This is a genomic window from Alcaligenes sp. EGD-AK7, assembly GCF_000465875.3.
Lineage (GTDB): Bacteria > Pseudomonadota > Gammaproteobacteria > Burkholderiales > Burkholderiaceae_B > Alcaligenes > Alcaligenes phenolicus.
Genome location: NZ_AVOG02000023.1, coordinates 204,684 through 231,476, shown reverse-complemented (window position 1 = coordinate 231,476; position 26,793 = coordinate 204,684). Strand labels below are relative to the sequence as shown.

Annotated in this window: 20 protein-coding genes; 7 read left to right on the top strand and 13 right to left on the bottom strand. The window is 57.0% G+C overall.

Features of this window, described 5'->3' with window-relative positions; genetic code table 11:
* Positions 1 to 42 precede the first annotated feature (42 nt).
* Positions 43 to 2,229: a DNA/RNA helicase domain-containing protein gene (locus N879_RS12015; protein ID WP_021447029.1), complete on the bottom strand. Its 2,187-nt coding sequence runs from the start codon at positions 2,227 to 2,229 to the stop codon at positions 43 to 45.
* A 469-nt stretch (positions 2,230 to 2,698) separates the two neighbouring features.
* Here N879_RS12015 and chrA point away from each other — a divergent pair, with 469 nt between their 5' ends.
* The 3 genes from chrA to N879_RS12000 all read left to right on the top strand — a co-directional run bounded on the left by chrA (position 2,699) and on the right by N879_RS12000 (position 5,107).
* A complete protein-coding gene (gene chrA / locus N879_RS12010) occupies positions 2,699 to 3,973 on the top strand; it encodes a chromate efflux transporter (protein ID WP_009463736.1) in 1,275 nt (424 codons plus the stop codon).
* Positions 3,974 to 4,169: 196 nt separating this feature from the next.
* On the top strand, positions 4,170 to 4,691 hold the full coding sequence (locus N879_RS12005; protein WP_009463738.1) for a ferritin-like domain-containing protein: 522 nt from the start codon (positions 4,170 to 4,172) through the stop codon (positions 4,689 to 4,691).
* Between the two features lie 131 nt (positions 4,692 to 4,822).
* Positions 4,823 to 5,107: a hypothetical protein gene (locus N879_RS12000; RefSeq protein ID WP_009463740.1), complete on the top strand. Its 285-nt coding sequence runs from the start codon at positions 4,823 to 4,825 to the stop codon at positions 5,105 to 5,107.
* A 50-nt stretch (positions 5,108 to 5,157) separates the two neighbouring features.
* Here the strand turns inward: N879_RS12000 and N879_RS11995 are convergent, their stop codons facing one another.
* The gene (locus N879_RS11995; protein ID WP_009463742.1) at positions 5,158 to 6,720 is read right to left on the bottom strand and encodes a sulfatase-like hydrolase/transferase; all 1,563 of its coding nucleotides are present in this window, start codon (positions 6,718 to 6,720) and stop codon (positions 5,158 to 5,160) included.
* A gap of 18 nt (positions 6,721 to 6,738) precedes the next feature.
* Positions 6,739 to 7,716 carry a tripartite tricarboxylate transporter substrate-binding protein gene (locus N879_RS11990; RefSeq protein ID WP_021447028.1) on the bottom strand — a complete coding sequence of 326 codons (978 nt, stop codon included), beginning with the start codon at positions 7,714 to 7,716 and terminating at the stop codon, positions 6,739 to 6,741.
* A gap of 102 nt (positions 7,717 to 7,818) precedes the next feature.
* On the opposite strand from N879_RS11990, the gene N879_RS11985 reads away from it, so the two are divergent.
* Positions 7,819 to 8,349 carry a MarR family winged helix-turn-helix transcriptional regulator gene (locus N879_RS11985; protein WP_009463746.1) on the top strand — a complete coding sequence of 177 codons (531 nt, stop codon included), beginning with the start codon at positions 7,819 to 7,821 and terminating at the stop codon, positions 8,347 to 8,349.
* 108 nt (positions 8,350 to 8,457) lie between these two features.
* Here N879_RS11985 and N879_RS11980 read toward each other — a convergent pair whose 3' ends face one another.
* From N879_RS11980 to N879_RS11970, 3 genes are read right to left on the bottom strand one after another with little or no spacing between them, the layout of a single operon-like run.
* Positions 8,458 to 9,933, bottom strand: coding sequence for an efflux transporter outer membrane subunit (locus N879_RS11980; protein WP_009463749.1), 1,476 nt, complete (start codon positions 9,931 to 9,933; stop codon positions 8,458 to 8,460).
* A gap of 14 nt (positions 9,934 to 9,947) precedes the next feature.
* Positions 9,948 to 13,124 carry an efflux RND transporter permease subunit gene (locus N879_RS11975; RefSeq protein WP_009463751.1) on the bottom strand — a complete coding sequence of 1,059 codons (3,177 nt, stop codon included), beginning with the start codon at positions 13,122 to 13,124 and terminating at the stop codon, positions 9,948 to 9,950.
* Positions 13,121 to 14,341, bottom strand: a complete 1,221-nt coding sequence (locus N879_RS11970) for an efflux RND transporter periplasmic adaptor subunit (protein WP_009463753.1) — start codon at positions 14,339 to 14,341, stop codon at positions 13,121 to 13,123. The genes N879_RS11975 and N879_RS11970 overlap by 4 nt, the downstream gene beginning before the upstream one ends.
* 327 nt (positions 14,342 to 14,668) lie before the next feature.
* On the opposite strand from N879_RS11970, the gene N879_RS11965 reads away from it, so the two are divergent.
* From N879_RS11965 to N879_RS11955, 3 genes are all read left to right on the top strand, one after another.
* Positions 14,669 to 15,670, top strand: coding sequence for a 2Fe-2S iron-sulfur cluster-binding protein (locus N879_RS11965; RefSeq protein ID WP_021447026.1), 1,002 nt, complete (start codon positions 14,669 to 14,671; stop codon positions 15,668 to 15,670).
* 198 nt (positions 15,671 to 15,868) lie between these two features.
* On the top strand, positions 15,869 to 16,345 hold the full coding sequence (gene cueR / locus N879_RS11960; protein WP_009463760.1) for a Cu(I)-responsive transcriptional regulator: 477 nt from the start codon (positions 15,869 to 15,871) through the stop codon (positions 16,343 to 16,345).
* A gap of 118 nt (positions 16,346 to 16,463) precedes the next feature.
* A complete protein-coding gene (locus N879_RS11955; protein ID WP_021447025.1) occupies positions 16,464 to 17,012 on the top strand; it encodes a GNAT family N-acetyltransferase in 549 nt (182 codons plus the stop codon).
* A gap of 158 nt (positions 17,013 to 17,170) precedes the next feature.
* Here N879_RS11955 and N879_RS11950 read toward each other — a convergent pair whose 3' ends face one another.
* From N879_RS11950 to N879_RS11920, 7 genes are all read right to left on the bottom strand, one after another.
* Positions 17,171 to 19,423: a TonB-dependent receptor gene (locus N879_RS11950; protein ID WP_009462567.1), complete on the bottom strand. Its 2,253-nt coding sequence runs from the start codon at positions 19,421 to 19,423 to the stop codon at positions 17,171 to 17,173.
* Between the two features lie 107 nt (positions 19,424 to 19,530).
* On the bottom strand, positions 19,531 to 20,535 hold the full coding sequence (locus N879_RS11945; RefSeq protein WP_009462566.1) for a siderophore ABC transporter substrate-binding protein: 1,005 nt from the start codon (positions 20,533 to 20,535) through the stop codon (positions 19,531 to 19,533).
* The gene (locus N879_RS11940) at positions 20,532 to 21,308 is read right to left on the bottom strand and encodes an iron ABC transporter ATP-binding protein (RefSeq protein WP_009462565.1); all 777 of its coding nucleotides are present in this window, start codon (positions 21,306 to 21,308) and stop codon (positions 20,532 to 20,534) included. The genes N879_RS11945 and N879_RS11940 overlap by 4 nt, the downstream gene beginning before the upstream one ends.
* Positions 21,305 to 22,246 carry an iron chelate uptake ABC transporter family permease subunit gene (locus N879_RS11935; protein WP_009462563.1) on the bottom strand — a complete coding sequence of 314 codons (942 nt, stop codon included), beginning with the start codon at positions 22,244 to 22,246 and terminating at the stop codon, positions 21,305 to 21,307. The genes N879_RS11940 and N879_RS11935 overlap by 4 nt, the downstream gene beginning before the upstream one ends.
* The gene (locus tag N879_RS11930; protein WP_009462561.1) at positions 22,243 to 23,187 is read right to left on the bottom strand and encodes an ABC transporter permease; all 945 of its coding nucleotides are present in this window, start codon (positions 23,185 to 23,187) and stop codon (positions 22,243 to 22,245) included. The genes N879_RS11935 and N879_RS11930 overlap by 4 nt, the downstream gene beginning before the upstream one ends.
* Entirely contained in the window at positions 23,187 to 24,953 is a 1,767-nt protein-coding gene (locus N879_RS11925) for an ABC transporter ATP-binding protein (RefSeq protein ID WP_009462560.1), read from the bottom strand. The genes N879_RS11930 and N879_RS11925 overlap by 1 nt, the downstream gene beginning before the upstream one ends.
* Positions 24,947 to 26,734: an ABC transporter ATP-binding protein gene (locus N879_RS11920; RefSeq protein ID WP_021447024.1), complete on the bottom strand. Its 1,788-nt coding sequence runs from the start codon at positions 26,732 to 26,734 to the stop codon at positions 24,947 to 24,949. The genes N879_RS11925 and N879_RS11920 overlap by 7 nt, the downstream gene beginning before the upstream one ends.
* Between the last annotated feature and the right edge of the window lie 59 nt (positions 26,735 to 26,793).

The window sequence follows — 26,793 nt, the reverse complement described above, 5'->3', positions numbered from 1 at the left end:
TGCGTAGCGCAATGCCTGTGTTCGGCAAAACACAGGCATTGTTCAGCTCAAAACCCTTATAAACTCGCCCACTACCCGATAGCGATATTCGGCGTCTTCATTGAGTTCAATCGCTTCAAACGTAAGTTGGGTAGAGCGGGGCTTTAATAAGATCTTCTTATGCTCCCAGCCCTCTGCCGTCTGGGTTTTGATGCTTTCATATTCTTTGACGGTGAATCTTGAGCCATCGTCGCTATCCTGAGCAGACAAGCACTCTACCAGAACAATTTTGCCATTTCGGCTTCCACCGGGATCCTGGCGGAAAAGGCAGAGCGAGCCACTCGGGATGATCTTGTTCATGGATTCGCCTACGACCCGGCAGGCGAACATATCTTGCTTCGCCTCCATCTCTTTGGGCAGGCCAACCCATTCTTTGTTTTCTACGTGTTGCAATTCACTGAAGCTGCCAGCGGCGGCTTGGAGGTCATAGAAGGGAACGGCATTGACCCAGGGCACCAACGTTGGTGCAGGCAAGAGCTCTTGGGCTGGGGGAGCCTGGTAGCTGGGGATATGTTGCTTGAGATAGGCCCGCAGCGCCGGGTCGCAGGCATAGACGTAAGTGCCCCTGATGCCCCGAAGCATGATGGTTTTGTAGATGTTGAGGATGTACTGCTTCAGTTCTTCTGTGCTTTTTATGGTTTGCTTGCCGTTTCGATCCAGATAGTTTTTTTCGTTGATCGTGATCTGATTCGTGTCGGCGTCGTAGCCAATCTCTGTTCCGAAAATGATGCCGGTGTAGTTCAGGTCGTATCCTTGGGTGGTGTGAATACAACCAACCTCATCTTCTGCCCCCGTCGTGTTAATCCAGTCCGTATTGGTTCGATTCCAACGCAGTTTTACATTGTCTATTTCAATGTCATAAAGCGTGGAGTCTTTTTTCGAATGCCATGGCCAGGCATATCCGGCTACCAGGCGGGCCAAGCCGTAAGTCTGGTTTTTCTGCTCAATAACTTGAACCAGATCTGCGATGTTTTCAAAGAGTAGAAAGTCATATTTTTTGGAGCGGTATTGCTCTTGCTTTGCAAGGTGGACATTCAAAAGCTTGTCTATGAAGTCGACATAGTCCTGGCCTGCTTGGACGCGAAACTGAGAAGTCAGTGTCATTACTCTAGCGTCAGGTGATTGCTTGATCTTTTGAAAGTCTGCCGCGTTGGCGTCCGATGGTTTGATGGACTGATCGGGGTCGTAGAAAAAAATGGCCTTTTTAGCCTGTTGGGTCACCCAATCCACTTCGCTGCAGCTATCTTTATCCAAACCCAAGTCGCTGCAGACCTTGTCGAATATTCCGTAGTAGGAACCCAGGTTGACTCGTTTGCGGAGTCGATGGGACTCGTCCACCAGTACGATATCGTAAGTCTCCCGAGCCAGTTGTGACGGACCGATCACCATGTCAGGGCGCAGGCCAGCCACGTTCTTGAATGCCCGTTTCAAGGTGGCGCGGAATGAAGCCATAGGCACTACCAAGGCCATTCGGGGGGTAGGGAAACGTTGTTTTAGCTGGCTGAGCAGTTCACGTAGCTCGTTTTCCTCTTCGGAAAACTCCTGAAGATTCAGTTCCGCTTCATCAGTATGGATCAGCTTGAACAGGAAAATAGCGAGGACCGACTTTCCGGTGCCTGCTCCGCCTTGAACGACCAGATGACGCAGATTGTCATTGAGCAGAGCGCGCATCATTTCCACCAGGCTTTGACGCTGGTCGAAAGATAGCGCTTTGTATGGGGAATATTTAAAAACGTCGGAGTTATCAATCGACTCTAACGAATGCCTGGCTATGCCTTGGCCACGGAGTTTGTCCCACGTCTCACGAAAGATCTGCGTGTAGACCTCATCTCTTTGGTAATAGTTGTGATCGGACAGGCCCAAATTGCCATTGAGCAATTCGAAGCAACCATCGGCTGCCATGTATTTGATCAACGCCGATTCAATGTCTAGCGTAGCGGACTTGTTAAAGCGTGAGCTGCTGATCAAATGGGCGGTAGTGAGCATTTTCTTATGCTCATGCTGCAGATGCGTATTCAAACGGGTCAGCGCACTGCTTGTTTCACCTACATAGGCTCGGCGTTTGGCTCCGTCACTGAGGATATAAACCAAAGGCCAGTTACCGACCGCATACGCGTTATTTCTTATGTCCGCCAAAGCCGCCGGTGAAAACGAATATTGGTTTATTTCTACAAGATGTGGCTGACTCATGGCTCTGGAGTAATGATCTCTATTTTTTGGTAGGTTTTGCTCAGTTATTGTCCGTTTGGCATGGCTTGTAAATCATAGCCTATTGGGTGGAAGAAGCCTTGGTATCTGTTTGTCTTGACTCAGGCAGGGGCATTTATTGCTGTGGTGGATGCTGGGGCAGTTGTTTCCCAAGCGTGCGCTGGATATGAGTCAGCCTATCAATGAGGTGTATTACCGCAATACGGCTTTGTAGGCGCGGATTTCCACGTTTGTAAGCTATCTGGGCGAGTGCCGGGAGGCGGGGTTGGGTGGGTCGAGTTAAATCGCCGTGGGTAAATTCCTGACTTTCTACATCACAATAATCATATGTTGCCAGGCTAAGGTGTCTGTAGCTTGTCTATCGGCGGTAAGCAGAAAACTAATCAGCAGTAAAAACAGGTGGTGCAGATGACGTGTGCCGGATGTTGATCAAGGGGGGGAACAGGCAGCAATGAATAATTCGAACGAACCTGTGCAGACACAGACACAGACACAGACACCCACATCAGTACCGGCAGAAGTGCAGAGGCAGGCGTCGGGTAGGCCAGGCAGCCCGCTGGAGGTCTTCTGGGCCTTCCTGAAACTCGGGCTGACTTCGTTTGGCGGCCCGATCGCGCACCTGGGTTATTTCCGTACCGAGTTCGTAGAGCGCCGTCGCTGGCTGGATGATCGCAGCTACTCCGATCTGCTTGCCCTGTGTCAGTTCTTGCCGGGCCCGGCCAGCAGCCAGGTCGGGATGGCGCTGGGGCTGGGGCGTGCCGGGTGGATGGGTTTGCTGGCAGCCTGGACCGGCTTTACCTTGCCATCGGCCATTGCATTGATTTTGTTTGCCTTGGGATTGGCGGGACAGCAGGGGATTGCAGAGTCAGCGTGGGTACATGGGCTCAAGGTTGTGGCGGTAGCAATTGTGGCCCAGGCGGTGTTTGGAATGGCTCGATCCTTATGCCCTGATCGATCCCGTGCCGCATTGGCGATAGTGGCTACTTTGTTAAGTCTGGCCTTGCCCTCGGCCTTTGGGCAGGTTCTGGCCATTGCGGTGACAGGTTTGATCGCATGGTGGAAATTGGACTTTGCTCAAGCAGGGGTGGCTCAGGCTCATTCGTATCCGGTGTCTCGCAGGCTAGGGATGGCTGCCCTGCTGGCTTTTGTCGGGCTCTTGCTTGTTTTGCCCGTGTGGGCTGCGGCAACAGGCTCATCGATTGTTCAGTTACTGGAGGGGGTGTACCGATCCGGGGCACTGGTCTTTGGAGGGGGGCATGTTGTGTTGCCGCTCTTGCAGGCCTCTGTCGTACCGACAGGAATGGTCAGCAATGCGGACTTGATGGTGGGTTATGGAGCAGCGCAAGCAGTGCCGGGCCCACTGTTTACCTTCGCGGCTTATATCGGGGCGATGGCTCAATGGCCTTTGCAAGGCTGGCTGGGGGGCATGGCGCTGTTGGCACTGATTTTTATCCCGGCGTTCTTGATTCTGATTGGCGTCCTGCCTTTTTGGGAAGGGCTGCGACATCGGGCTGGCGTGCGCACGGCGATGGCAGGGATTAATGCAGGGGTGGTCGGCATCCTGGGGGCCGCGCTGTATGACCCGGTATGGACCAGTGCCATTCATGACAAGGCGGATTTCGGCTTGGCCTTGCTCTTGTTTGGCTTGTTGACGGTGGGGCGTGTGCCGCCGGCGTTGGTTGTATTTTTGGCGGGGCTGGGCGCCTTTCTAATGTCGATTATTTAAGTGTTTTGCTTGCCGTGCGTGATTGCCTGGCTTCATTTTTTCGGTCCGGAATGTGTGGGAGCTGATTCAAGAGAAAGCAGGTAGCTGTTTGGTGTTTTTCAAGGTGTGCGCGGGGCGCTGGCACCTTGGGAACGCCATATGCTGGGTATCAGTTGCTTGTCGCAGTTGCGGCAAGGCAAACCGACAGGAGAATGTCATGGATACCAATAAATCACGCGCGGACAAACACTTGATGGACTGGCTTCGAGATGCACATGCAATGGAAGAACAGGCTGAGACGATGCTGAACAGCATGCTCTCGCGGGTGGAGAACTACCCGGAGTTGCATCAGCGTATTCAGCAACATATCAAGGAAACTCAGACACAGCAGGGGCTGGTGCGCGAATGCATAGAGCGGCGCGGTGGGGATACGTCCTTGCTCAAAGACCTGGGCGGGAAAGTTATGGCAGCGTTTCAGGGCTTTTCCGGGATCTTTGCCTCTGATGAGGTGGTGAAAGGCACGATGTTCAGCTTTGCCTTCGAAAACCTGGAAATTGCGGCTTACAGCCAGCTCAAGGAGGCCGCTGATTTTGTGGGCGATACGGAGACGGCGATGGTGTGCCATCAAATCCTGGAGCAAGAGCGCGCGATGGCTCGTTGGCTGGAAGAGCACTCACCGGAGTTGATACGGATCTTTCTGGCTCGTGCCAATGAAGGTCACAGTCAAGCCAAGCCTTAGTCCACATCCGTCCAAGGCGGTTGATTGACGGCCTTGCTTGGCAGGTTTTCAGCTTGGGGGCAGTCATGAAGGCTACCAGGCACACTGTTTGCTGGAGCCTGTCTGCGCAACCTGATCTTTGGAGAGTCAGCATGAGTCCCACACGCAAAGGCAACACCGAAGGCTCGAATCAAGCCAAAGCACCGGAGCCCAGCAGTGAATCCCAAGTGGATATTGCCGGGCGGGTGCAGGAAGACCTGAAGGAAGTAAATGAACGCGGCAAAGACAAGGAGCGAAGGCGGCCGGTAGACCATAAAGCCACGCAGTTTGATGGTTCTCCGAATCCGGAACCCGATAAGAGTCCGTATTTGTTCAAGCCACATGACGATACGCCCACCATCTTGCCCAAGCGCCGCGGTCCGAAGAACCCGGACTAGGAAGGGGGCAAGCGCTTGATGCTACACGCTTGCCCTTTCTGCTCCTGGGCTTACCACTGCCCGAAAAATACCCCTGCTTTTTTATACGCATTGGTACCGCGCTCTACTTCTTCATCCGTCACGGTCGTTCGGCGTTTCAGGCTTGTGAACCACTGCAGCAAGCGCTCCCGACATTCAACCCGTACGTCTTCGTGGTCTGGAGATTGGCCCAGGTCGTTGAACTGCTCAGGATCGGCATGCAGGTCGTAGAGCTGCTCAGGCTCGTCCAGCCAATACACATAGCGCCAGCGGTCACTGCGCAGGGACCAGGCTCTGGCATTGGATGGTGATTTATCGCGTATCACGCGGGCCAGGCGATAGCTGTAATCCAGTTCGGAAAACACGCAGTCGCGCCAAGGTGGCTGGGTGCCATGTAGCAGGGGCAGCAAGTCTCGTCCCTCAAGGCGGTGGGAAGCCAGCGGCAGGCCCAGCCACGAGAGCATGGTGGGTAGCACATCCACGGCTTCGACCATTCTGTTATCGACTGTTCCCCGCGTAGCATTCGCCTCCGGTGACGGGTCGTAGACGATGAAAGGTACACGCTGCACGGTGTCGTAGAACAGCTCTTTCTCGCCCAGCCAATGATCGCCCAGGAAATCCCCATGGTCGGCCGTGAAGATGATCAGGGTGTTGTCCATCAGGCCATTGCGGGACATGAAGTCGAACAAGCGGCCCAGGTGGTCGTCCAATTGGGTAATAAGACCCTGGTAGGCGGGTCTGACCGTGTTGATGCAGGTTTCGCTGGCGAAACTGACGCATTCCTCTTGCTGGCGGTAGGCCTCTACGATCGGATGCGCATTGCTTAATTCGGCCTCATTGCGCACTACGGGCAGGCATTGCTCGGCGCTATACATATCGTGGTAGGGCGCAGGAGCGATATAGGGCCAGTGTGGTTTGACGTAGCTCAGGTGCATCACCCAAGGTTCATCCCCCATGCGCTCCATGAAGGACAGGGCCTGGTCCGTCATATAGGCCGTTTCCGAGTGCTTTTCCTCTACCAGGGACGGGTAGCAAGCATTGCGCATGTGCCAGCCACTGACTGGCTGCCCATCGGGCCCGTGCGCAGAGATGACAAAGTCTGTCCATGGGTCGTCGGATTCATAACCATGACGTCGCAGGTAAGCCGGGTAGCCGCTTTCTTCTCCCGGTTCGTGGTGGCCGTCGTAACGGTCTATCTCTTCAAACCCCCCTGTTTTAAGCAGGCGGGCCAGTTCGCTGCCACCATCCAGTGCCAGCCGTTCCAGCCCCTTGTGGTCGACCATGATGTGGGTTTTGCCCGCCAGCACCAGTTTGTGTCCACCGGCGCGCAAATACTCGCCCATGGTGACTTCGCCTACCGACAAGGGCACGCGATTCCAGGTGGCTCCGTGCGTCGATGGGTAGCGGCCTGTGTAGTAGCTCATGCGGGACGGGCCGCAGACGCCGGAATTGACGAAAGCGCGATCAAAGCGCACCCCCTTGGCGGCCAAAGCATCCAGATGGGGGGTACGAATATGAGGGTGGCCGTAGCAGGCCAGGTGATCAGCCCGCAGCTGATCGGCCATGATGAACAGGACGTTCTTGCGTTGTGTCATGTTGTCTGTGTTGCTGGTTTATTGCGTGACTTTGAAGCCGGAGGCCTGAATGACCGGAGCCCATTGCTGGCGGAATTGTTCAATGCGGACGCGGGTTTCTTCTGCATCGGCAGATACGGGAATCAATTCATTTTTCAGCAGTGTTTCTTGCAGCGCCGGGTCGCGGGTGACTTCTTTAATGGCCGTGCCCAGGAAAGCGACTTTGTCGGCTGGCATGGAGGCCGGGGCAAAGAAGGCGTTCCAGCCTGAGGCTTCCAGGTCCACACCGGACTGTTTCAAGGTAGGTACATCTGGCAGGGTGGTCTCTCGTTCGCTGCCCGAGGTGGCCAGAATGCGGATGCGCTTGCCCTGGTGCTGAGACGTCAGTACATCCAGCGTATCGATAGCCAAGGGCAGTACGCCGCCGATCAAGTCTGTAATGACTGGGGCCGAACCGCGATAGCCTATGATCTCGCCCCTGGAGCCAATTTGCTGGGATAGCATCAGGCCGAAAAAGTGCGGCAGGCTGCCGGTGGCCGGGACGCCAATATTGAAGGCACCGGGATGCTCTTTGGCCCAGGCAATCAGTTGGCCCATGGTTTGAATGTCGCTGTCTGCCGACACCGCTACCCCAAAACCGTATTCAGTCACCATGGAAACGGCCTGGAAGTCGGTGTCGGGTTTGTAGGGGATGTCATTGAAAACCAGGGGAGCGACGACCATGACGGCGGGGTTGGCCAGGATCAGCACATTTTTGTCTGCCGCCGTACTTTTGACATACTGGGCGGCAATTCGGCCCCCGGCGCCGGTCTTGTTCTCGACCACAATGGGAATACCCAGTTTCTTGTGCAGACCGTCCGACACAATGCGTGCGGCCCGGTCAGACGCGCCTCCGGGCGCATAGGGCACAACGACAGTCAGGGTTTCAACGGGGCTTGCTGCGTGGGATAAACCAGTGAACAGCAGTCCTGACAGCAGACAGCTTGTTACCGTGGCGCGAAGGCGGTTCAGGGCCATGATTTGTCTCCTTTTTTTTGATTTCCATCAGTTTTTACCGCAGCTTACCAAGGGGGCTGATAGTTGTTCTAATCAAGTATCTTCAAGGTTAAAGGTCATCCCATGGTCAGCTCCCCCAAGCCTTCCCCTGCCTTGGCAAGCACTGCAGGCAGTGCGGCGCCCCTTACGCTACCGGCCATGATGATGTTCCAGCTGTATCGAGCCTGGTCTGCCAGTAATCCGATTTTTATTCGCTTGTGCGAGGGGCGTTTCAATATCACTCGCCGTGAATGGCGCATTCTGGCGATTGCCAACATGCATCCTGCTTTGACAGGCACGGCTTTGGCCGAGGCGGCAGCATTGGATACCGCTCGTTGCTCACGAGCGGTCAGTACTTTGTGCGAGAAAGGTTTGCTAAAGCGTACGCGCGATACCAAAGACTCGCGTGTTGTGCATGTCTCGGTGACGGAATTGGGGATGCAGCGTTATGAGGAGGTTATGCCGGTTGTTGCGTCCTTGAACGAGGAGATCTTTCAGGATTTGAGTGCAGCAGAACTGTCGGCCCTGAGCAGCATGCTGGATCGGGTTACTAGCCGGGCGGCATTGATGCTGGAAAGTAATGTCGTGCAGGAGCGGGCCCGTCGGAATCGTTAAGATCAACCGTGGTGCCCTGGCACTGCTAGAGCAGTGTCAGGGCCAGAGCGGGAGGTCCATCCATCACGCCATGAACATGCCGTCCTGCCTCGGGCACAAAAGCGAGGTTCAAGTGTTGTGATCCGCCGAGTTTGTGTACTCCTTCCACCCACCCCCCAAAGCCTTGTACAGGTCAATCAGATTGCTCAGTCGTGCCAGGCGCGTTCTGACCAGTGTTTGCTGGCTGCTGTACAGGCTGCGATATGCATCCAGAACGCTCAAGTAGTCGTCCATACCTTCCTGAAAGCGTTGCTCGGCCAGGGTTTGAGCCTCAAGGCTGGCCGTGACCGCCAGCTTCTCGGATTGGATCTGCTGGTCTAGCAGGCTTTTGCTTGCCAGCCCGTCCGCAACTTCCCGGAAAGCGACCTGAATGGTTTTTTCATACTGGGCGATTTCTATCCGTTTGCGCACATGGGCGACATCCAGATTTGCCAGCAGGGCACCGCCCTTGAAAATGGGCAGATTAATGCTGGGAAAAAAGCTCCAGGCCCGTGTACCCGAGTCGAACAGACCTTCCAGTGAAGCGCTGGCGGTTCCGATGGACCCAGTCAGGCTGATGGTAGGAAGAAAAGCAGCTCGTGCCGCGCCAATATGGGCGTTGGCGCCTCGAAGGGTTTGCTCGGCAGCCCGAATGTCGGGTCGGCGTACCAGCAGGTCGGAGGGCAGGCCGCCAGGTAGATCCGCCACAAGGAGCTGATCGGGCAGCGTAACCGCCTCATCCAGCTGTCTGGATAGATCGGCGCTGAGTGCTTGTCCCAACAGCAGGACCAGAGCGTTGCGATCCAGGGCTGCCTGGCGGCTATAGGCGGCATAGCTGGATTCTGCCTGTCGCAGGGCGACTTCCGCGCGGCGCAGGTCCAGTTGGGTGGCATGGCCCAGTTCCTTTAACTGGCGACTTAATTCGTAGGAGCGCTGTTGCGTTGCCAGCGTGTCGCTGCTCAGGCGTAGCAGCTCCTGGTCGGCCCGCAACGTCAGATAGGTATTGGCCAGCTCGGTGATCAGGCTGGTTTGGGCCGCTACGCGAGTTTCATCCAGGGCCAGATAGTGGGCCAGTGCCTGTTCGTTCAGACTGCGGATGCGGCCCCATAGATCCAGCTCCCAGGCTGTGCTGACACCGCCCACCTCGTAGCGACGATTAAGCTGGCTGGTGCCAGTTGGATTTAGGTCGGCGGGAAGTCGCTCGGAGGCACCGCTGGCGGCCGCCTCCAGCTCTGGTAGCAGTTTGGCGCGTTGAATGCGATACAGCGCCTGTGCCGCTTCGACATTTAAGGCCGCTGTACGAAAGTCGCGGTTGTTTGCCAGTGAAATTTCTATCAGTTGCTGTAGTAGCGGGTCGCGGAAGAAGTCGCGCCAGCCTATTTCTGCAGCGATGACTGCAGCAGAGCTAGCCTCTTCGGTCATAAGGGGGGAAGCGGGATACGTGGCCTCGATAGGGGCTTCCGGCCGCTCGTACTTGGGAGCCAGCGTACAGCCTGTCAGTATCAATGCCAGGGCAAGGGGGCTGAGGCGTCGAACGCGGGGTAGAGAGGGGAAAATCATGTTCATGCTTGTCCTTGGCTTCATGCGTGTTGCTGGTCGTTGCGGTCAGGGGCCCGGCGCTGTTGGCGGCGCAGTGCCAGTTTGCGCACCAGCACGTAGAACACAGGGGTCAGTAGCAGGCCGAACAGGGTGACGCCCAACATGCCGGCGAACACGGCCACCCCCATGGCGTGGCGCATTTCTGCACCTGCTCCACTGGCCAGCATCAGGGGAACCACGCCAGCGATAAAGGCCAGAGAGGTCATCAAGATGGGGCGCAGCCGTAGCCGGGCGGCCTCCAGGACGGCCGTCAATGGGTCAGCTCCCGCCTCTTCCTGCGTGCGGGCAAACTCCACAATCAGAATGGCGTTTTTGGCGGCCAGCCCGACCAGTACTACAAAACCAATCTGCGTGAAAATGTTGTTGTCGCCACCGGATAGCCAGACACCGCCTATGGCCGAGAGCAGGGCCATGGGGGCGATCAGCAAGACGGCAAAGGGCAGGGACCAGCTGTTGTATTGCGCGGCCAGAATCAGGAAGGCCAGCAGGACGGCCAGAGGGAATATGTACAGGGCGGAGTTGCCGGCCTGCTTTTCCTGATAGACCAGGTCTGTCCATTCGTAGACCATGCCTTCGGGCAAGGTTTCCCTAAGGATTTTTTCGATCGCGTCTGTGGCCTGTCCCGACGAGTAGCCAGGGGCAGGGCCGCCACTGATGTCGGCGGAAGGAAAGCCGTTGTAACGTATTACCCGGTCGGGGCCGGAGCCTTCGGTCAGGGTGACAAAGGCGTTCAAGGGAATCATGTCGCCTTTATTGCTGCGTACTTTCAGCAGACCGATGTCCTGAGCCTGGGCGCGAAATGGCGCGTCAGCCTGTGCCATGACGCGGTAAGTGCGCCCGAAGCGGTTGAAGTCGTTGACATACAGCGATCCCAGGTTGATCTGCAAGGTCTCGAATACGTCTGTCATGGAGACGCCCAGGGTCTTGGCTTTGACCCGATCAATCTCCACATCCAGTTGGGGCGCATTCGTTTGGAAACTGGCCAGCATATTGGCCAGCTCCGGGGCCTGCATGGCTTTGGCCATGATTTGCCCTTGTGCCTGCACCAGAGCTTCGAAGCCCAAACCATCTCTGTCTTCAATTTGCAGTTTGAAGCCGCCCATGGCGCCTAGTCCGGGGACAGGTGGCGGTGGGAAAATCCCTAAAAATCCGTCAGGGATCTGGCTGAACTTGCCCATCAGCTTGCCGGCGATGGCATTGGCAGAAAGCGAGGGGTCCTGACGTTCGTCAAAAGGCTTGAGCATGGCAAACATCAGAGCGGAATTGGGAACATTGACCGGCCCGTTGACGGACAGGCCTGGAAACGCGACCACACTTTCCACGCCCGGCTCGGCCAGGGCAATGTTCGACATCTGCTTGACCACCGCTTCGGTGCGGTCCAGCGAGGCTCCGCTAGGAAGCTGCGCGATGCCCACCAGAAAGTACTTGTCCTGAGCGGGCACAAAGCCGTTGGGTACTTGGTGAAAACCCAACCAGGTCAGACCCACAAAGCCGGCATACAACATCAGAACAATCGCACTGCCACGGACTGCACGGTGCACTGTCCCTACGTAAGAGCTGGCAGCGCGGTCAAAGAAGCGGTTAAAGAGGCGGAAGAATCCGCCAAACAGGGTATCGATCAGCCGTGTCAGCCAGTCTGGATGTGTCTTGCTGTGATGGGGTTTGAGCAGGATGGCGGCCAGCGCGGGCGACAGGGTCAAGGAGTTGATGGCCGACAAAATGGTGGAAATCACGATCGTCAGGGCGAACTGTCGATAAAACTCGCCTTGCAGTCCGGATAGAAACGCGGAGGGGATAAAGACCGCTGCCAAAACGGATGTGATGGCAATAATCGGGCCGGTTACTTCATCCATGGCTTTGAAGGCCGCTTGCTTGGGCGGCTCGCCCAGCGCCATGTGCCGTTCCACGTTCTCTACCACCACAATGGCATCGTCAACCACGATGCCGATGGACAAGACCAGCCCGAACAGCGAGAGCGTGTTCAGGGAGAAACCAAATATATGCATCAAGGCGAAGGTGCCCACCAGGGACACCGGCACGGCGACCAGTGGGATGATGGAAGCACGCCAGGTTTGCAGAAACAGGACAACCACAATCACCACCAGCAAGACGGCTTCCAGCAAGGTGATGGCTACGGATTGCAAGGAGGCCCGAACGAACACTGTCGGGTCGTAGGCGATGCGATATTCAATGTCTTGCGGAAAACCGCCTTGCAGTTCCTGCATCTTGGTGCGTACCGCATTGGAGACATCAATGGCATTGGCACCTGGGCTTTGAATAATTTGCAGGGCAGGGGCGGATTCGCCATTAAGCAAACTGCGCAGTGTGTAGCCATCGGCCCCCAAAGAGACTCGGGCTACATCGCGCAGACGGGTCACTTGTCCGTCCTCGCCCGTCTTGACCACAATCTCACCAAACTGTTCTTCCGTGGACAGGCGCCCCAAGGTATTGACGGTGACTTGAAAGGCCGAGTCCGTATTGGGCTGTTGCCCCACCGAACCGGCAGCGACCTGCACGTTCTGTTCGCGCAAGGCCGCCACGATGTCGCTGGCTGTCAGCCCACGTGTTGCCACGCTGGACGGGTCCAGCCAGATGCGCATGGAGTATTCACCGGCTCCCCAAACCAGCACATCACCCACCCCAGGAAGGCGGGCCAGTTCGTCTCGTACCTGCCGGATGGCAAAGTTGGACAGATACAGCGAGTCGTAGCGTTTTTCCGGGGAGACCAGATGAACCACCATCAGCACATCTGGCGAGGTTTTCTGGGTGACAACGCCGATGCGTTGAACCTCCTCGGGCAGACGAGGCAGGGCGCGAGAAACCCGGTTCTGCACCTGGATCTGTGCCATGTCGGCATCCGTTCCCTGCTTGAAGGCGATGGTCAGGACCATCTGGCCGTCGGTCGCCATTTGGGAGTTCATGTACAGCATGTTCTCCACGCCGTTGATAGCTTGTTCCAGCGGCGCGGCCACCGTGTCGGCAATGACTTCTGGATTGGCACCTGGATACTTGGCCGTTACCTGCACGGTAGGGGGCGTGACTGCCGGATATTCGCTTAGCGGCAGTTGCCAGAAGGCCATGGCACCGGCGATCAGCATCAGCAAGGACAGCACGATGGCAAAGATGGGCCGGGCGATGAAAAAGTGAGGGAACTTCATGGCTGGGCCTCCGCGGGGTGGACCGCAGCGCTTGCTGTTTCACTGCTCGCCTGCATGGGAACGAGGCGGGCAGTGATGCTCATGCCGGGGCGTACCAAGCCTTTGATGATGACTTTTTCACCGGCTTGCAGACCGCTTTTAATGACACGTAAACCATCGACCATCGGTCCAGGTTCGACCACGCGGTATTGGGCTTGATTGTTCTGGTCTACAACCAGTACATATCTTTTCCCTTGATCAGTGCCCAAGGCCTGATCGTCAATCAAGATAGCGGCCTGTTCTGCCCCTGTAGCCAGTCTGACGCGTGCAAACAAACCGGGGGCCAGCATGCCGTCGGGATTGGGAATGACTGCGCGCGCCCGTACGGTTCCGGTGCTGCGATCAATCTGGTTTCCCACAAAGTCCAGTGTCCCCTGATATGGGAAGCTCTGATCTGTTGCCAGTCCAACGGAAACGGGTAGCCCGGAGGTGTTGTCATCCTTTTCGGGGCGGGTCTGGCGGATGGCTTTCAGGTAGGTGGCTTCGTCTATGTCGAAGTACGCATACAAAGGGTCTGTGGAGACGATGGTGGTCAACAGGCTGGCCTGATCAGTGGCGCCGCCATTGACCAGATTGCCTGCCGTGACCAGGACCCGGTCTACCCGACCCGAGATGGGCGAGCGGATATGGGTGTAGGACAGGTCCAGCTGCGCGGCGGCGACCGCTGCTTTGGCAACCTGGACCTGAGCTTGCTGGGCGTTGCGTATGGCCAGTGCATCATCGTATTGCTTGCGGGAAACGGCGCCGGTCTCGACCAGTTTCTGTACCCGGTTCAGATCGTCTTGCGCTTGTTTGGCCAGAACCTCGGACTGACGTAATTGCGCTGTGGCTGTAGCCAGAGCCACTTGAAAGGGGCGCGGGTCTATATGAAATAAAGCCTCCCCTTTACGTACCAGACTGCCTTCCGGGACGCTGACCGCTTCGACCGCGCCGCTTACGCGCGAACGTAGTTCTACCGATTGAGGGGCGGCAAGAAATCCGGTGAAATCCGTAGAGGGAAGAATGCTGCGCTCCAGAACTTGAGCAACAGGCACGCTGGGGCCTGCGGGCGTACTGGCGGCTTCTGGTGGCGGTTCTGCTGCCTTGTCTTTATGATCGGAACCATCGCGGGCAGCGTAGGCGGTTCCGATGGCGGCGATGGCGCTTGCCGCTAAAGCAAATTTGAATGTTCGACGCATGGCTGTATCCCTTTCTTGCAGCAGGGCTTCGGCCCTTCCGAAGCGTCTGTGCAAAGTTGTTAGCCAAGGCTAGGCATTACAACGATTGGAAGGTCAAGGTTTGTCTGCACACCTTGTTGAAGGTGTTGACTCTCCAATCGTTGGAAGCTTTAGCTTGTTCACAAGGCATTGAGAAATAAGCCTTTTGTGTCGTTAAACAACAACTTTGTGTGGAGTCGCCATGTCAAATACAAGAATGAGACAGCCAGATCCCTATTGGTCAACCAGAACCGGGCGGGAACTGAGAGCAATGCGTGGCCCGTGGGGCTATACGTGAAGGGGGCAGCAATGAGCAGCAAAACAATTCTTATCCGTCAGACCGGTCAGCAGATCGCCGCTCAGGAGGGGCAAAACATTTTGCAGGCCGCCTTGCAAAGCGGCCTGGCCTATCCGCATGGCTGTCGTCTGGGACGTTGTGGGGGCTGTAAAACCCGGCTGGTTGATGGGCAAATTGACCGGCTGGAGCACTCCCGCTTTGCCCTGACCGAGGAGCAGCAAGCCCGCGGTCTGATTCTGGCCTGCAGGGCGATCCCCTTAAGTGATGTGACCGTAGACTGGATTGGCACGGATGATGTACGGGGGCTGGCACCCTCGCGTAGCGTGACCGGCACGGTGTCCGAGTTGCGAGAACTGACGCACGATGTGCGCCTTGTGCGTATCCGTCTGGATGAGCCTGAGCCTCTGATGTTTTTTGCCGGTCAGTACGCGGATATCAAATTCGGACAGGCGCCCGTGCGCAGTTACTCCATGGCCAACCGCCCTGGTGCACCCGAGCTGGAGTTTCACATACGCCGTGTTCCCCGTGGGGTGACGTCTTCGTATGTGCACACCGTGCTTCAGCTGGGCGAGAAGCTCAGCCTGGACGTGCCTCGCGGCTCCTCCTATCTGCGCGAGGGGCATGGCGGCCCTATCTTGTGCATTGCGGGAGGCACGGGCCTGGCCCCTATCAAATCGATTGTTGAAACGGCGTTGGCCTGTGGCATGAATCAGCCCATTCATGTGTATTTTGGAGCGCGCGAACTGCGGGATTTATATGCTATTGATGACTTCCGGGCGCTGGAGCGCCAATACCCCAATCTGGCTTTTACTCCTGTCATCTCCGGGATACCGGCCACTCACTATCGCCGGGGGCTTGTCACCGATATCGTTGGCCACGATCAGCCTGATTTAAGCGGTTGGAAGGTTTATGTGGCGGGCTCGCCATCCATGGTGGATGCCACGATGGGCATGGTGCTCAAGCGCGGTTTGAAAGTGCAGGATTTGCATGTGGATGTATTTTTTACGCCATAGCGTTCTGGAGCCGGAGGCTTGGGCCACGCGGGCGCTTGACCTTCCTACCGTGGGAATCTTCACACTGTGTGTTGTCAGTGCTGGCAACACAGGCCTGGGCAGGCAGAAAAGACTGATGGGGCTTTGGACAAGGCCTGCCACCTTTTGCCATCACTGACACCCGACTTTCGAGTCCTTTCATTGAGCAAGGGGAGCAAGATGAATATTGGTGAAGCCTCCAAGGTATCCAAAGTGTCGGCCAAAATGATTCGTTATTACGAGCAGATTGGCCTTATCCCGGAAACCGAGCGCACTGCTGCGGGTTACCGGACGTATAGCCGAAAAGATGTGGAGCGCTTGCGCTTTATAAGACGTGCTCGCGATCTGGGATTTTCCATGGTAGCCATTGGTGATTTGTTGAGCCTGTGGCACGACCCGTCGCGTCAGAGTGCAGATGTAAAGCGGGTCGCTCAACAGCATCTGACTGAGCTGAGCAGCCGCATTAAAAACATGCAGGACATGGCCTTGGCGCTGGAAGCATCCATTGGTTGTTGTCCGGGTGATGAACAGCCTGACTGCTCGATTTTAAGTACGCTGGCGCAGGCAGAGGATCGTGATCCACAGCCCGATTTGCGAGCTGCTACGGTCTTGCGCCGTCCTGTTCGCCGAGGCATTCAGAGCGATGTACGCCTATAATCGGGCGCGTTCACCCAGGGGGCAAGTTTCATGCGGGACTTGGCCAGGCGAGTTCCCTGGTTGAGCGTTGAGGCGGATTCAATCCTCTACAAACCCGAAATACATCACCTTGATTACCATGCCCTCTTTACCTCCAGGCTTGACGCTGCGCCCTTTGAAAGAAACCGAACTGAATCTGTTGTGGTCTATAGACCGTAGTGAACGGATTGACGGTTTGTACGAGCTGCGCGATGGCGTCTTGCACAAGCAAGCGGCTGATATTGATTTGCGGGGTTGGCCGGAAGGTGACCCGGAGAAATATCACCCGGAACATGAGGACGCCTTTCATCGCGGTTCCTGGTTCATGGGCGTATTCAAGGGTGATAGCCTGCTGGCCGCCGTCGGCCTGGACAGCCTGCCCTTGGGACCACAGGGGGAGTGGCGTCAGTTGTTCTTTCTGCATGTCAGCCAGTCCTTGCGCGGGCAGGGGATGGGCGTATGGTTGCTGGATCAGGCCAAGAAGCAGGCTGTTAAGTGGGGTGCGAAGGCGGTCTATGCCTCGGCCACGCCTTCGGTGAATACGGTGGATTTTTATATGGCTCACGGCTTTGAAATCGCGCCAGAGCCAGACCCGCGTTTATTTGAGCTGGACCCGGAAGATATTCACCTGTTGTGCTTCGTGGCTTAAGAAATTGCTCAGTTGTACGCCACTTAGCTGACTGGTGAGTCGACCGCTGGTGATCTCACCTGAAAATACCGATGGCAGCATCTGCTTGTCATCAAACAAGGGCCTTGTCACACCACTCAGCTGTAACAAGGCCCTGTCATCAAATTCAGCTCTTCAGCTTAGAAATCCATCGTTGCTGACAACATGAAAGTCCGTGGTGCGCCCACACCCAGGCTGGTGAAGTGCGGCTTGGCCCAGTAAGCTTTGTTCGCTACGTTATTCACCGTCGCCCGCAAGGTCAGCGGACGGCCGGAGATCTTGGTGCGATAGCGTGCGCCCAGATCAAACACGGTATGGCCGGGGATGGACAGGGAGTTGTCCGCGCTCAGGTATTGCTTGGATGAGGTGGTGGCGTTGGCCATCACGGTCAGACCTTGCAAGTTGGGTACATCCCATTCCACGCCCAGCTTGGCTTGCCACTTGGGCAGGCCCGTGGCCTGGCGGCCCTCTTCAGCCGGGTTGGCGGCTTTGGTGATTTCCGGATCGGAGTAAGCCACGCCACCCATCAAGCGCACACCTTCCATGGGGGAGCCGAAAAAGCCCCATTCAATGCCCCGGTTGCGTTGCTCGCCACCAAAGGAGAACACGTTGGTAAATGGGTCGGTATAGCTGCTGGGGCGCTTGATTTCGTACAGGGCCAGGGTATGGGCAAAGTCACCCAGATCCAGCTTCAGGCCCACTTCCTTCTGCTTGGTTTTGAAGGGGGCAAAAACCTGACCTGCATTGGCGGCGGTGTTGGGAGCAATCGCGCCTTGGGACAAGCCTTCGATGTAGTTGGCGTAGACCGAGACTTGATCAGTGGCTTTCACCAGGAAAGCGACGGCGGGAGTGGTTGCGCTTTCCTTGTAGCGCTCGCCTGTACGCTGGCCGGTGGTGCCATTAAAGCTCTCGTTGATCACTTGCTGACGGCGTGTGCCCAGTGTCACTTGTACGCGGTCCTCGGCAAAGGACAGGGTGTCAGCAAAACCGATGCTCTTCAAGCGAGTCTTAGTGGTGCTGATCAGCGGGATATTGTTCGGCAAGGAAGGCTCTGGACCCCAGACGGGATCGTAGATATTGGTTTCCCATGCGGTGGGCAGCAGGTTGCGGAAGCCGCTCAGGTCGTAGTCTTCGTTGTACTGCGTGGCGTTGATCGCGAATTGATGGCTGACCGGGCCGGTTTGCAGCTTACCCATCAGACCCACTTCAGCGGTTTTGCGCCGCATCTCGTCGGCCACGCCGCTGAAGTTGATCCTGAAGTCGCCTGCGTTATTGATCACCTGACCAGCGCCCATATTGGATCTGAATTTGGTACGGCTGATACCGGCGGCGGCGTAAGCGGTGAATTGATCGTTCAGATCGAACTCGCCACGGATCATGGCGCCTTTATCGGTGGTGTCGTAAAAAGCCCAAGGCGGGTTCCACGACACATCGGGTTTGGGTGGTTTGGGCAGTTCTACGCCGGGATTCAAGGTCAGGCCGCGCGTCAGGCCGTAGGCGCGGTCTTTACTGTGAAACAGGTCGGCAGACAAGCGGACACGCTCACCGCGCCAGTCCAGGCCCAAAGAGGTCTGGGTAATTTTCTTGTCCTGGTCTTTGACGGCAATTTCACCATCGCGGTAGGCTGTGTTCAGGCGTACACCAAACTGCTTGTCCTCGCCAAATCGACGGCCCAGATCCACGTGGCCACCAAAGTGCGAGTCGGACATATAGCTGCCTGTTACGCGAAACAGGGGATCGTCGCCGGCGCGTTTGGTGACCAGGTTGACGGCGCCGCCTGCCGAGCCTTTGGGCGGCATGCCGTTAAGCAGGGCCGAGGGGCCTTTCAGGACCTCGACGCGCTCGTAGGCTTCGGGCGAGTTGCGGTAGTAGCCGCCCATCCCGGCCAGACCGTTGACGGTGACATCACCCACATCGGAGCGGAAGCCGCGGATGGAATAGCTTTCGTTGCTCTCGCCTGCGATGCCGCTCATGAACACGCTGGGGTCGGTTTTGGCGATCACTTCGCTGATGTCACGCGCCTGCTGGTCGGCAATGTATTGCTCGGTATAGCTGATGGTGTTGAAGGGTGTTTCCATGAAGTCTTTGGTGCCCAGCAAACCGACACGTCCGCCGGTGGCGACTTGTCCGCCTGCATAGCTTTCTACAGTCTTGTCACGCTGGCCTTTGACGGTAACGGATGGCAGGGTGACGACTTCATCAGCCTGGGCAGCCGTACTGTTTTGTGCCTGCGCAGGCGAGGCCATCAAGGCCAGCGCGCTGGCTCCCAAACCCAGTATTAATGCTATTTGCACGGCGCTGAAAGTGCGGTCCAGGGCAAAGCCGGAGCGGCTGGAACTGCCGATTTTACGTATCGAGGGCGCAAACGTCCCATTGTGGCGTGGTGTGTACATGCCAGTTTCCTTTATGTGGCGGGGTGTGTTTCTTTGCTTTGATTAAGGCAAATAGAAATTGGATTGAGTCGCGTTACTGTCTATTTGCCTGTGTAAAAACCGTTAGATCATGGTTGTTGGTAGGCTTTGATCACGTCATCAATAATCAATTTCAGCGAGGTGACACTGGCGGCAGTTACGTACCAAGCTTCGGCATTGGCAAATACCACACGGCCGTTTTGCCAGGCTTTGGTTTCACGCAGCAGCGGGTTGCTCAGGCTGTCGGCGTTCAGGGCAGGGCGACGTTCCATTACGGCGGTACGGTCGATGATGTAAATGATGTCCGGATTGGCTTGCTGGATGAACTCGCTGGAAACAGGCTGTCCGTGCAGGCCGGTTTCTACCGTCGGGCTGGCAGGCTGTACGCCCAGCGCATTGAATACAAAACCGTAGCGGGACTGCACCCCGAAGGAGCTGAACGAGCCGTTGTTATGCAGAACAATCAGGGCTTTTTCAGGACGATCCTGGGTGATTTCTTTGGCCTGGGCGACTTTGGCATCCAGCTCGGCCACTTTTTTTTGGGCCAGCGCTTCTTTCTTGAAAATCGAGCCCAGAGTCAGCAGGTGATTCTTGAGGACTTCAATGTGGTTGACCTGACTATCGCGGTAATCCACGTCAAAGTGAATGGTGGGGGCGATCTGGCTCAGTTCCTTGTAGTGATTGGCTTGCAAGGAGGTGATCAGAATCAGGTCCGGTTTGGCGGCGTACACCTGTTCCACATTGGGTTGCACAATTGCGCCGGTGTCCTGAATTTCAGGGGCGTTTTTATACTTGTCCAGGAATACCGGGATGAAGTCTTTGGGCATACCCACCACCGGGACACCCAAGGCATCCAGAAAATCCACTTCGTTCATGTCCAGCGCCACGACGCGTTGTGGCAGCTTTTCGATGCGTGTCGAGCCCAGCTTGTGTTCGACCACAATCGGTTCATAGCGGGCACTGGCCTGCGGGCTGACGGCGGCTTGCGGTGCCGGGGTTTCCGCCGCTGCCTGGGTCTTTTTCTCGCAGCCTTGCAAGGCAAAGCTGGCGGCCACAAACAGGGCTATCAGCCCGTATCTGTGTTTGGCGATCATGCTAGTTCTCCTGATGGGGTGAAGTAATTGCACAGGCGGCCACGCTCGCTGTGCGTAATCTCGAAATCCAGGCCATAAAGTTCGGTCAGCCGTGCTTGCGTGATGACCTCTGACACCGGTCCTGCGCAGTACAGCGCACCGTTTTTCATGGCCACAATGTGATCGGAATAGTTGGCGGCAAAGTTGATGTCATGCACCACCAGAATCACGGTACGGCCGTACTCGTCACAGAGCCGACGCAAGGCGCGCATGATCTGGACGGCGTGCTTGATGTCCAGATTGTTCAGCGGCTCATCCAGCAGCAAATAATCGGTTTGCTGGGCAATGGTCATGGCCAGAAAAGCCATCTGTCGCTGACCGCCGCTCAACTCGTCCAGATAGGACTGGCGCAAGGGTTCCAGCGATAGAAACTGAATAGCGTCGGAGATGGCTTGTTGATCGTCATCCGTCAGCACGCCGCGGCTATAGGGAAAGCGGCCAAAGGCGACCAGTTCTTCCACGGTCAGGCGCAAATTGAAATCAGGAGATTGGCGCAAGGTGGCTACCCGGCGCGCATAGTCGGCAATACGTATATCCGCAATGTTGCGGCCGTCCAGCTGGATCCGGCCTTCGTCGGTCTCCAGCAAGCGGGCGATACTCATCAGCAAGGTGGTTTTGCCGGCACCATTGGGGCCGATCAGGGAGCTGAGCTGTCCGGCGGGGAACTGTGTGCTGACCTTGGAAAGCACGGTCTTGTTCTTGTAGTGTTTGGAGAGCTGATTGATCGTAATCATGCAGTGCCTCGGGTACGAACCATCAGTCCCAGAAAGTACGCGCCACACACCAGGTTGACGAGTATCCCGACGGTCGTGCGGTAATTGAAAATGTGTTCCACCGCTATCTGTGCCAGCAAAAACATGACGATGGCGATGGCGCAGCCTAGCGGCAGCGTGATTCGGTGTCGGAAGCTGCGGGCCAGCGCATAGCTGGTGTTGGCTACAAAAATCCCCATGAAGGCAGTGGGCCCGAGCAGGCTGGTGGAAATAGCCACCAGGGCAGCAATCAGTGCCAGCTGGATGCGCACGGTACGGCGATAGTCGACACCTAAAGAAATGGCTTGTTCGCGGCCCAAAGACAGCACGTCCAGCGTGGGCAAGCTGCGCAGGCTGCCCAGGCAAATGCTCCCCACCAGAAGGGCGGAAACCAGCAGTTGCAAAGGCTCGGCCCGGTTAAAGGACGCCTGGCTAAAACCCAGCAAAATGGAGAACTCGCCGGGGCTGATCTTTAGCTGCACAAACTGGGTGAAGGTGCTGATGATCATGGTCAGTACCAGCCCCATCAGCAGCAGGAAATACACATTGTTCTTGCCCTGGCGAAACAGCCAGTGATGGATTGCCAGCGAGTAGGCCAGCATCAGCACAATGGACAGCACTACATTGCCATTGGCGGCCAGCATCACCAGACTTTGTGTGCCCAGCAGCAAAATCAGCAGGGACTGGAACAGCAGGTAAACCGCTTCGTATCCCATGATGGCGGGTGTCAGAATCCGGTTGCCGGTCATGGTCTGGAAAATAATCGAGGACCAGGCAATGCAGATGCCGCCAATGACCATGGCTGCCAAGCGGTTCAGTCGTTTGGGGATGATGTAGTCGAAGTCCAGGCCGGAGCGATAGAACACAAAGCTCAGTGCCAGTACCAGCAAAAGGATCCAGACCAGATGTTGCCGTTTCATCGGTTCCTCCAGAAGATCAGGAACAGAAACAGCAGGCCACCCACGCCACCTGCGGTCAGGCCAATAGGGACTTCAAAAGGGTAGATAATGAGGCGGCCCAGGATGTCGCAAGCCAGCAGCAGGCTGGCACCACCCAGCGCCACAATGGGCAAGGTGCGAGCGAGATTGTCACCATAGCGCAGCGCCACCAGATTGGGGATGACCAGGCCGATAAAGGGAATGGCCCCTACGGTAATAACAGTGGCCGAGACGGTAACCGCGACCAGTATCAAACCCAGGGCCACGGTGGCGGAATAGTTCAGGCCCAGGCTGGTGGCCATGCCTTCGCCCATGCCCAGCACTGTGAAGCGATGCGCATACAGATAGGTGAGCAACACAATGGGCAGGATCAAATAAATGATTTCGTAGTTGCCCTGCACGATCTTGGAAAAGTCGCCCAGCATCCAGCCCTGCATGCTTTGCAAAATCTGGTGCTGGTAGGCATAGAACTCGGCAATGGCGCTAAGCACACCGCCATACATCAAGCCAATCACCGGCACCAGCACGGTGTTCTTGAAGCGGATGCGGCGTACCACAGCGATGAAGATCAGGCTGGAGGCAAAGCAGAACAAGAGGGCAAACAGCAGTTTGCCCAGAGTGCCGCTGGTGGGGGCCAGAGTCAGGGCGATCAGAATGCCCAGCTTGGCGGCATCCAGCCCGCCCGAGGTGGCCGGTTCCACAAACTTATTGCGCACAATGTGCTGCAAGATCACCCCGCAGACAGACAGGCCTATGCCACTCAAGACCAGTGCCGCCAGACGGGGCAGGCGGCTGGCGCTCAGTGTCAGCCAGGCATCGCCTGAAAAACTCCATAATTGTGCCCAGCTGATTTGCCGTGCACCTATCAGCAAAGACAGGCTGCAGAGCATCAGAAACAACAGCACAAAAGATCTAGCTCGCATCACACACCGTTATTCTGGGCTGCGGTGGCAATACGCCATCCTTTGGCGGCATGACGCTGGTTCAGGAAGTGGGCATAACGGCCTTGGGTTTCGCGCAGTTGGGCCGGCGGGCCTTGCTCGATAATCTGGCCGTTTTCCAGCACCACGATTTGATCGGCCATGGCTACGGTAGAGAGCTGATGAGCAATCACGATCAGGGTACGCTTGCCACGCAGACGGGCCAAAGCCTTGGCAATGGCTGTCTGGTTTTCGGCATCCAGTGCGGCGGTGGCTTCGTCCACCAGCAAAATGGGGGCGTTCTTGATCAGAGCGCGCGCAATGGCGATGCGTTGACGCTCGCCCCCGGACAGGCGGGCCCCGCCTTCGCCCACCGTTGTGTTCAGACCTTCTGGCAAGCGCGCGATGATTTCGCTGACACCGGCTTGTTCTACCGCTTCCATCAGTTCGGCCTCGGTTGCATCCGGTTTTCCCAGGCGTATGTTCTCGGCAATGCTGCCTGCGAACAGATAGTCGTCCTGAAAAATCTGGCTGATTTGCGTGGTCAGTACGGGGCTGCCGATCTGGCGTACATCCACGCCTCCTATGGAGACACTGCCCTGGCTGACATCAAAGAAGCGGGCAATCAGACGAGCCAGTGTGGTTTTGCCTGAGCCGGATTCCCCGATCAAGGCCACCATGCTGCCAGGTGCAATGTTCAGGCTGACGCCATTCAGTACATCGGGCTTGTCGGCGGCATAGCGGAAATGCACATTGTTCAGCACAGTCGAGCCGTCGCTTGGAGTTTGGGGTGAAGCGGGCTCGGGCAGGGGCTGAACGGCAAACAGTTCTTGAATCGCATCAAGTTGGCCGCGTGCACCGCGCAGCACTTCACCGTAGCTGGCCACTTCCAGCAAGGAGTCGATATAGCGTGCGCTCAGCAGCAAGGACACGATGACGGCGATGACTTCTGCACTGCTCAGGCCCAGACCCGTATGGCTGTCTAGCCAAAGCGTGGCGGCAATCAGCAAGGCCGCAAAGGCTGCTTGTACGGCCCAGGCATTGAGTACCGCCGAGGCCGTGGATTGCCAGATCAGTTTCTTGCCCGCCTGGTGCTGGCGCTCAATCGCTTCTTCCAGCAGACGGGTGCCACCGCCTTCGCCATTGAAGGCACGCAGCACGGATTGGGCTTGGGCAAACTCCACCACGCGCTGGCTGGCATGGGCGAAGTGGGCCTGGAAGGCATCATCAGCCTTGCGTCCCAAATGGGCGGTCAGTGCCAGAACACCCGCCAGCAAAGGCAACGCGATCAGGGCAATCAAACCCAGCGGCCAATGCAGAATGAACAGCGCCACGACCAGCACAAGCGGCGTCACAACTCCGGCGATCAGCGGGGTGAAGACGTGTGCAGGCAATTGGGCCACCGACATCATGCCTTGGGTGACGATGTGCCCCAGCCGCGCGGTGTTTTGAGCGGAGAACCAGCCTACGGGCAGTTGGGCGATATGTTCGCCCAGACGATGCCGGCCACCTTGCAGGATGGCGGCCCCAACATTTACACCCGCTTGCTCCACATGGCGGCGCCAAGCCCAGCAGACAGCCACGCCTAGCAGCAGGACCAGCAACCAGCCGCCTGCTTGTTTGGGTTCGCCATTGAGCAGATGAGTGAAAACGGGGACCAAGGTAGTCATGGTCAGGCCGCACAGCAGGCCGTATAAAACAGCCATCCAGCCATAGCGGCGGAAAATGGGGGCATCCGTACCCAGCAACTGAATCAGGGTCTTTAGCATGATGTGTCCTTGGAACGGTTGTCGTAGCCACCCAGGGTCCAGAGCCGTGCGTAACGGCCTTGTTCAGCCAGCAGGCTGGTGTGACTGCCTTGCTCCACAATCGCGCCGTCTTCCAGCACCAGAATGCGATCCGCGTGCATGATGGTGTCCAGGCGGTGAGCAATGACCAGCAAGGTGCGGCCTTGGGCAAAGCGTGACAGAGCATCTTGAATAGCCACTTCATTGCTGGCATCGGCAGCGGCGGTGGCTTCGTCCAGCACCAGAATGGGTGGGTCCAGCAGGACAGCGCGCGCAATGCTGACGCGCTGACGCTCGCCGCCCGAGAGTTGGGCGTCTTCACCCATGACAGAGTCGTAGCCACGAGGCAGGGTCAAGATACGGTCGTGAATATTGGCGGCGCGAGCGGCATCTTCAATCTCTTGCTGACTGGCCGAGGGGCGGCCCAGCGCAATGTTCTCGCGCACGCTGGCATTGATAAGGCGCACCTCTTGCAGCACAAAGCCAACGCGGCGGTAAAGTTCGGTGGATTCAATCTGGCGTAGATCGGCTCCGCCCAGGGTGATGCGGCCCTCGCTGGGGTCAAAAAAGCGCAGTAGCAGGCGGGCGATGGTGGATTTTCCAGAGCCGGAAGAGCCCACAATCGCGGTGACTGTGCCCGGTTCCAGGGTGAAGCTGATATTGCTGAGTGCCTGATGGCCTTCGCCGTAGGCATAGCTGACGTTTTCGACTCGCACTTCCTGATTTGCCGGGACTTGTTGCTGATCAGTGCTCAGCGGTTCCAGTACGGGTGTTTTCATCAATGCTTGTACGCGCTGTGCCGCACCCGTTGCGCCACCCAGATCGTGCAACAGGGTATGCAACAAGAGCAGGGGGGCGCAAATGCCGGGAGCCACCAGGGCGAAGGGCAGAATGTCTACCGGGGCAATCCAGTTCAAATAGCTGAAGAGGGCACCGAAGATCAGCACGACACCTAGAACCGTGACCGGAGCGATCATGGCATGGGCGTGAGCCATGCGGGCCACCAAAGGGCGGGCAAAGTTCAGAAAGGCGTCGGCAAAGCCATCCACGGCCTTGCTATAGCCGCCATGTGCCTGCCCATTGGAACCAAAGGCCTTGACCACGGGAATGCCGCTGACAAATTCCACGGTGGCACTGTTCAAGCGGCCCAGCTTTTCGACAAAGCCCTGCATGTTCGCGCTGCTGGCCTTCATGGCGTGGCGCAGGAACAGGAAGAAACCGGGGAAGGGCAGTAGAGCCACGATGGCCATACGCCAGTCCATGACGAACAGGTACAGCACCGAGATTGCAATAGCACCGACGGCGCGGCCGACCGAGGTGTAAAAGTGTGCGGTCAGGCTGTGCAGGGTGGCGATGTCATCCTGCATGGCTTGTTTCACTTCGCCTGAAGCCTGGCCGGTAAACCAGCCCAGTGGCACTTTGGCCAGTCGTTGGGCAGCGCTCAGACGCAGACCGCGTGTCAGCTGATTGTCGGCCAGGTGGGCCAGCAGCTCGCCTGCCGAGATCAGGGCCAGGCCTGCAAACATGCTGATGATGCTCAATAGCACCGTCCAGCCTATATCGCCTTGCAGCTCGCCAGACAGGGTATTGCCCAAAGTCAGCTTGGCGATGTGGGCGATTCCGGCCAAAGGCACCAGGGTCAGCATTGAACCCAAGGCCGCCAGAACGGCGGCGACAATCAGACGTGAGCGTATAGAGCTGAGGATCTGGCTGATGGGGCCAGGCTCTCTACGCACGTCCGTAGCAGTTTCACGAGTGGTCATGAGCGGTGGTAAGTATCTAAAAAGCCGGAGAATTCGGCTCTTCAATATAAGGTATTGAG

What these genes read in the sequence shown, in the direction of transcription:
- N879_RS12015 (WP_021447029.1), bottom strand. Translation starts at nt 2,229, where the DNA reads ATGAGTCAGCCACATCTTGTAGAAATAAACCAATATTCGTTTTCACCG.
- chrA (WP_009463736.1), top strand. Translation starts at nt 2,699, where the DNA reads ATGAATAATTCGAACGAACCTGTGCAGACACAGACACAGACACAGACA.
- N879_RS12005 (WP_009463738.1), top strand. Translation starts at nt 4,170, where the DNA reads ATGGATACCAATAAATCACGCGCGGACAAACACTTGATGGACTGGCTT.
- N879_RS12000 (WP_009463740.1), top strand. Translation starts at nt 4,823, where the DNA reads ATGAGTCCCACACGCAAAGGCAACACCGAAGGCTCGAATCAAGCCAAA.
- N879_RS11995 (WP_009463742.1), bottom strand. Translation starts at nt 6,720, where the DNA reads ATGACACAACGCAAGAACGTCCTGTTCATCATGGCCGATCAGCTGCGG.
- N879_RS11990 (WP_021447028.1), bottom strand. Translation starts at nt 7,716, where the DNA reads ATGGCCCTGAACCGCCTTCGCGCCACGGTAACAAGCTGTCTGCTGTCA.
- N879_RS11985 (WP_009463746.1), top strand. Translation starts at nt 7,819, where the DNA reads ATGGTCAGCTCCCCCAAGCCTTCCCCTGCCTTGGCAAGCACTGCAGGC.
- N879_RS11980 (WP_009463749.1), bottom strand. Translation starts at nt 9,933, where the DNA reads ATGAACATGATTTTCCCCTCTCTACCCCGCGTTCGACGCCTCAGCCCC.
- N879_RS11975 (WP_009463751.1), bottom strand. Translation starts at nt 13,124, where the DNA reads ATGAAGTTCCCTCACTTTTTCATCGCCCGGCCCATCTTTGCCATCGTG.
- N879_RS11970 (WP_009463753.1), bottom strand. Translation starts at nt 14,341, where the DNA reads ATGCGTCGAACATTCAAATTTGCTTTAGCGGCAAGCGCCATCGCCGCC.
- N879_RS11965 (WP_021447026.1), top strand. Translation starts at nt 14,669, where the DNA reads ATGAGCAGCAAAACAATTCTTATCCGTCAGACCGGTCAGCAGATCGCC.
- cueR (WP_009463760.1), top strand. Translation starts at nt 15,869, where the DNA reads ATGAATATTGGTGAAGCCTCCAAGGTATCCAAAGTGTCGGCCAAAATG.
- N879_RS11955 (WP_021447025.1), top strand. Translation starts at nt 16,464, where the DNA reads ATGCCCTCTTTACCTCCAGGCTTGACGCTGCGCCCTTTGAAAGAAACC.
- N879_RS11950 (WP_009462567.1), bottom strand. Translation starts at nt 19,423, where the DNA reads ATGTACACACCACGCCACAATGGGACGTTTGCGCCCTCGATACGTAAA.
- N879_RS11945 (WP_009462566.1), bottom strand. Translation starts at nt 20,535, where the DNA reads ATGATCGCCAAACACAGATACGGGCTGATAGCCCTGTTTGTGGCCGCC.
- N879_RS11940 (WP_009462565.1), bottom strand. Translation starts at nt 21,308, where the DNA reads ATGATTACGATCAATCAGCTCTCCAAACACTACAAGAACAAGACCGTG.
- N879_RS11935 (WP_009462563.1), bottom strand. Translation starts at nt 22,246, where the DNA reads ATGAAACGGCAACATCTGGTCTGGATCCTTTTGCTGGTACTGGCACTG.
- N879_RS11930 (WP_009462561.1), bottom strand. Translation starts at nt 23,187, where the DNA reads ATGCGAGCTAGATCTTTTGTGCTGTTGTTTCTGATGCTCTGCAGCCTG.
- N879_RS11925 (WP_009462560.1), bottom strand. Translation starts at nt 24,953, where the DNA reads ATGCTAAAGACCCTGATTCAGTTGCTGGGTACGGATGCCCCCATTTTC.
- N879_RS11920 (WP_021447024.1), bottom strand. Translation starts at nt 26,734, where the DNA reads ATGACCACTCGTGAAACTGCTACGGACGTGCGTAGAGAGCCTGGCCCC.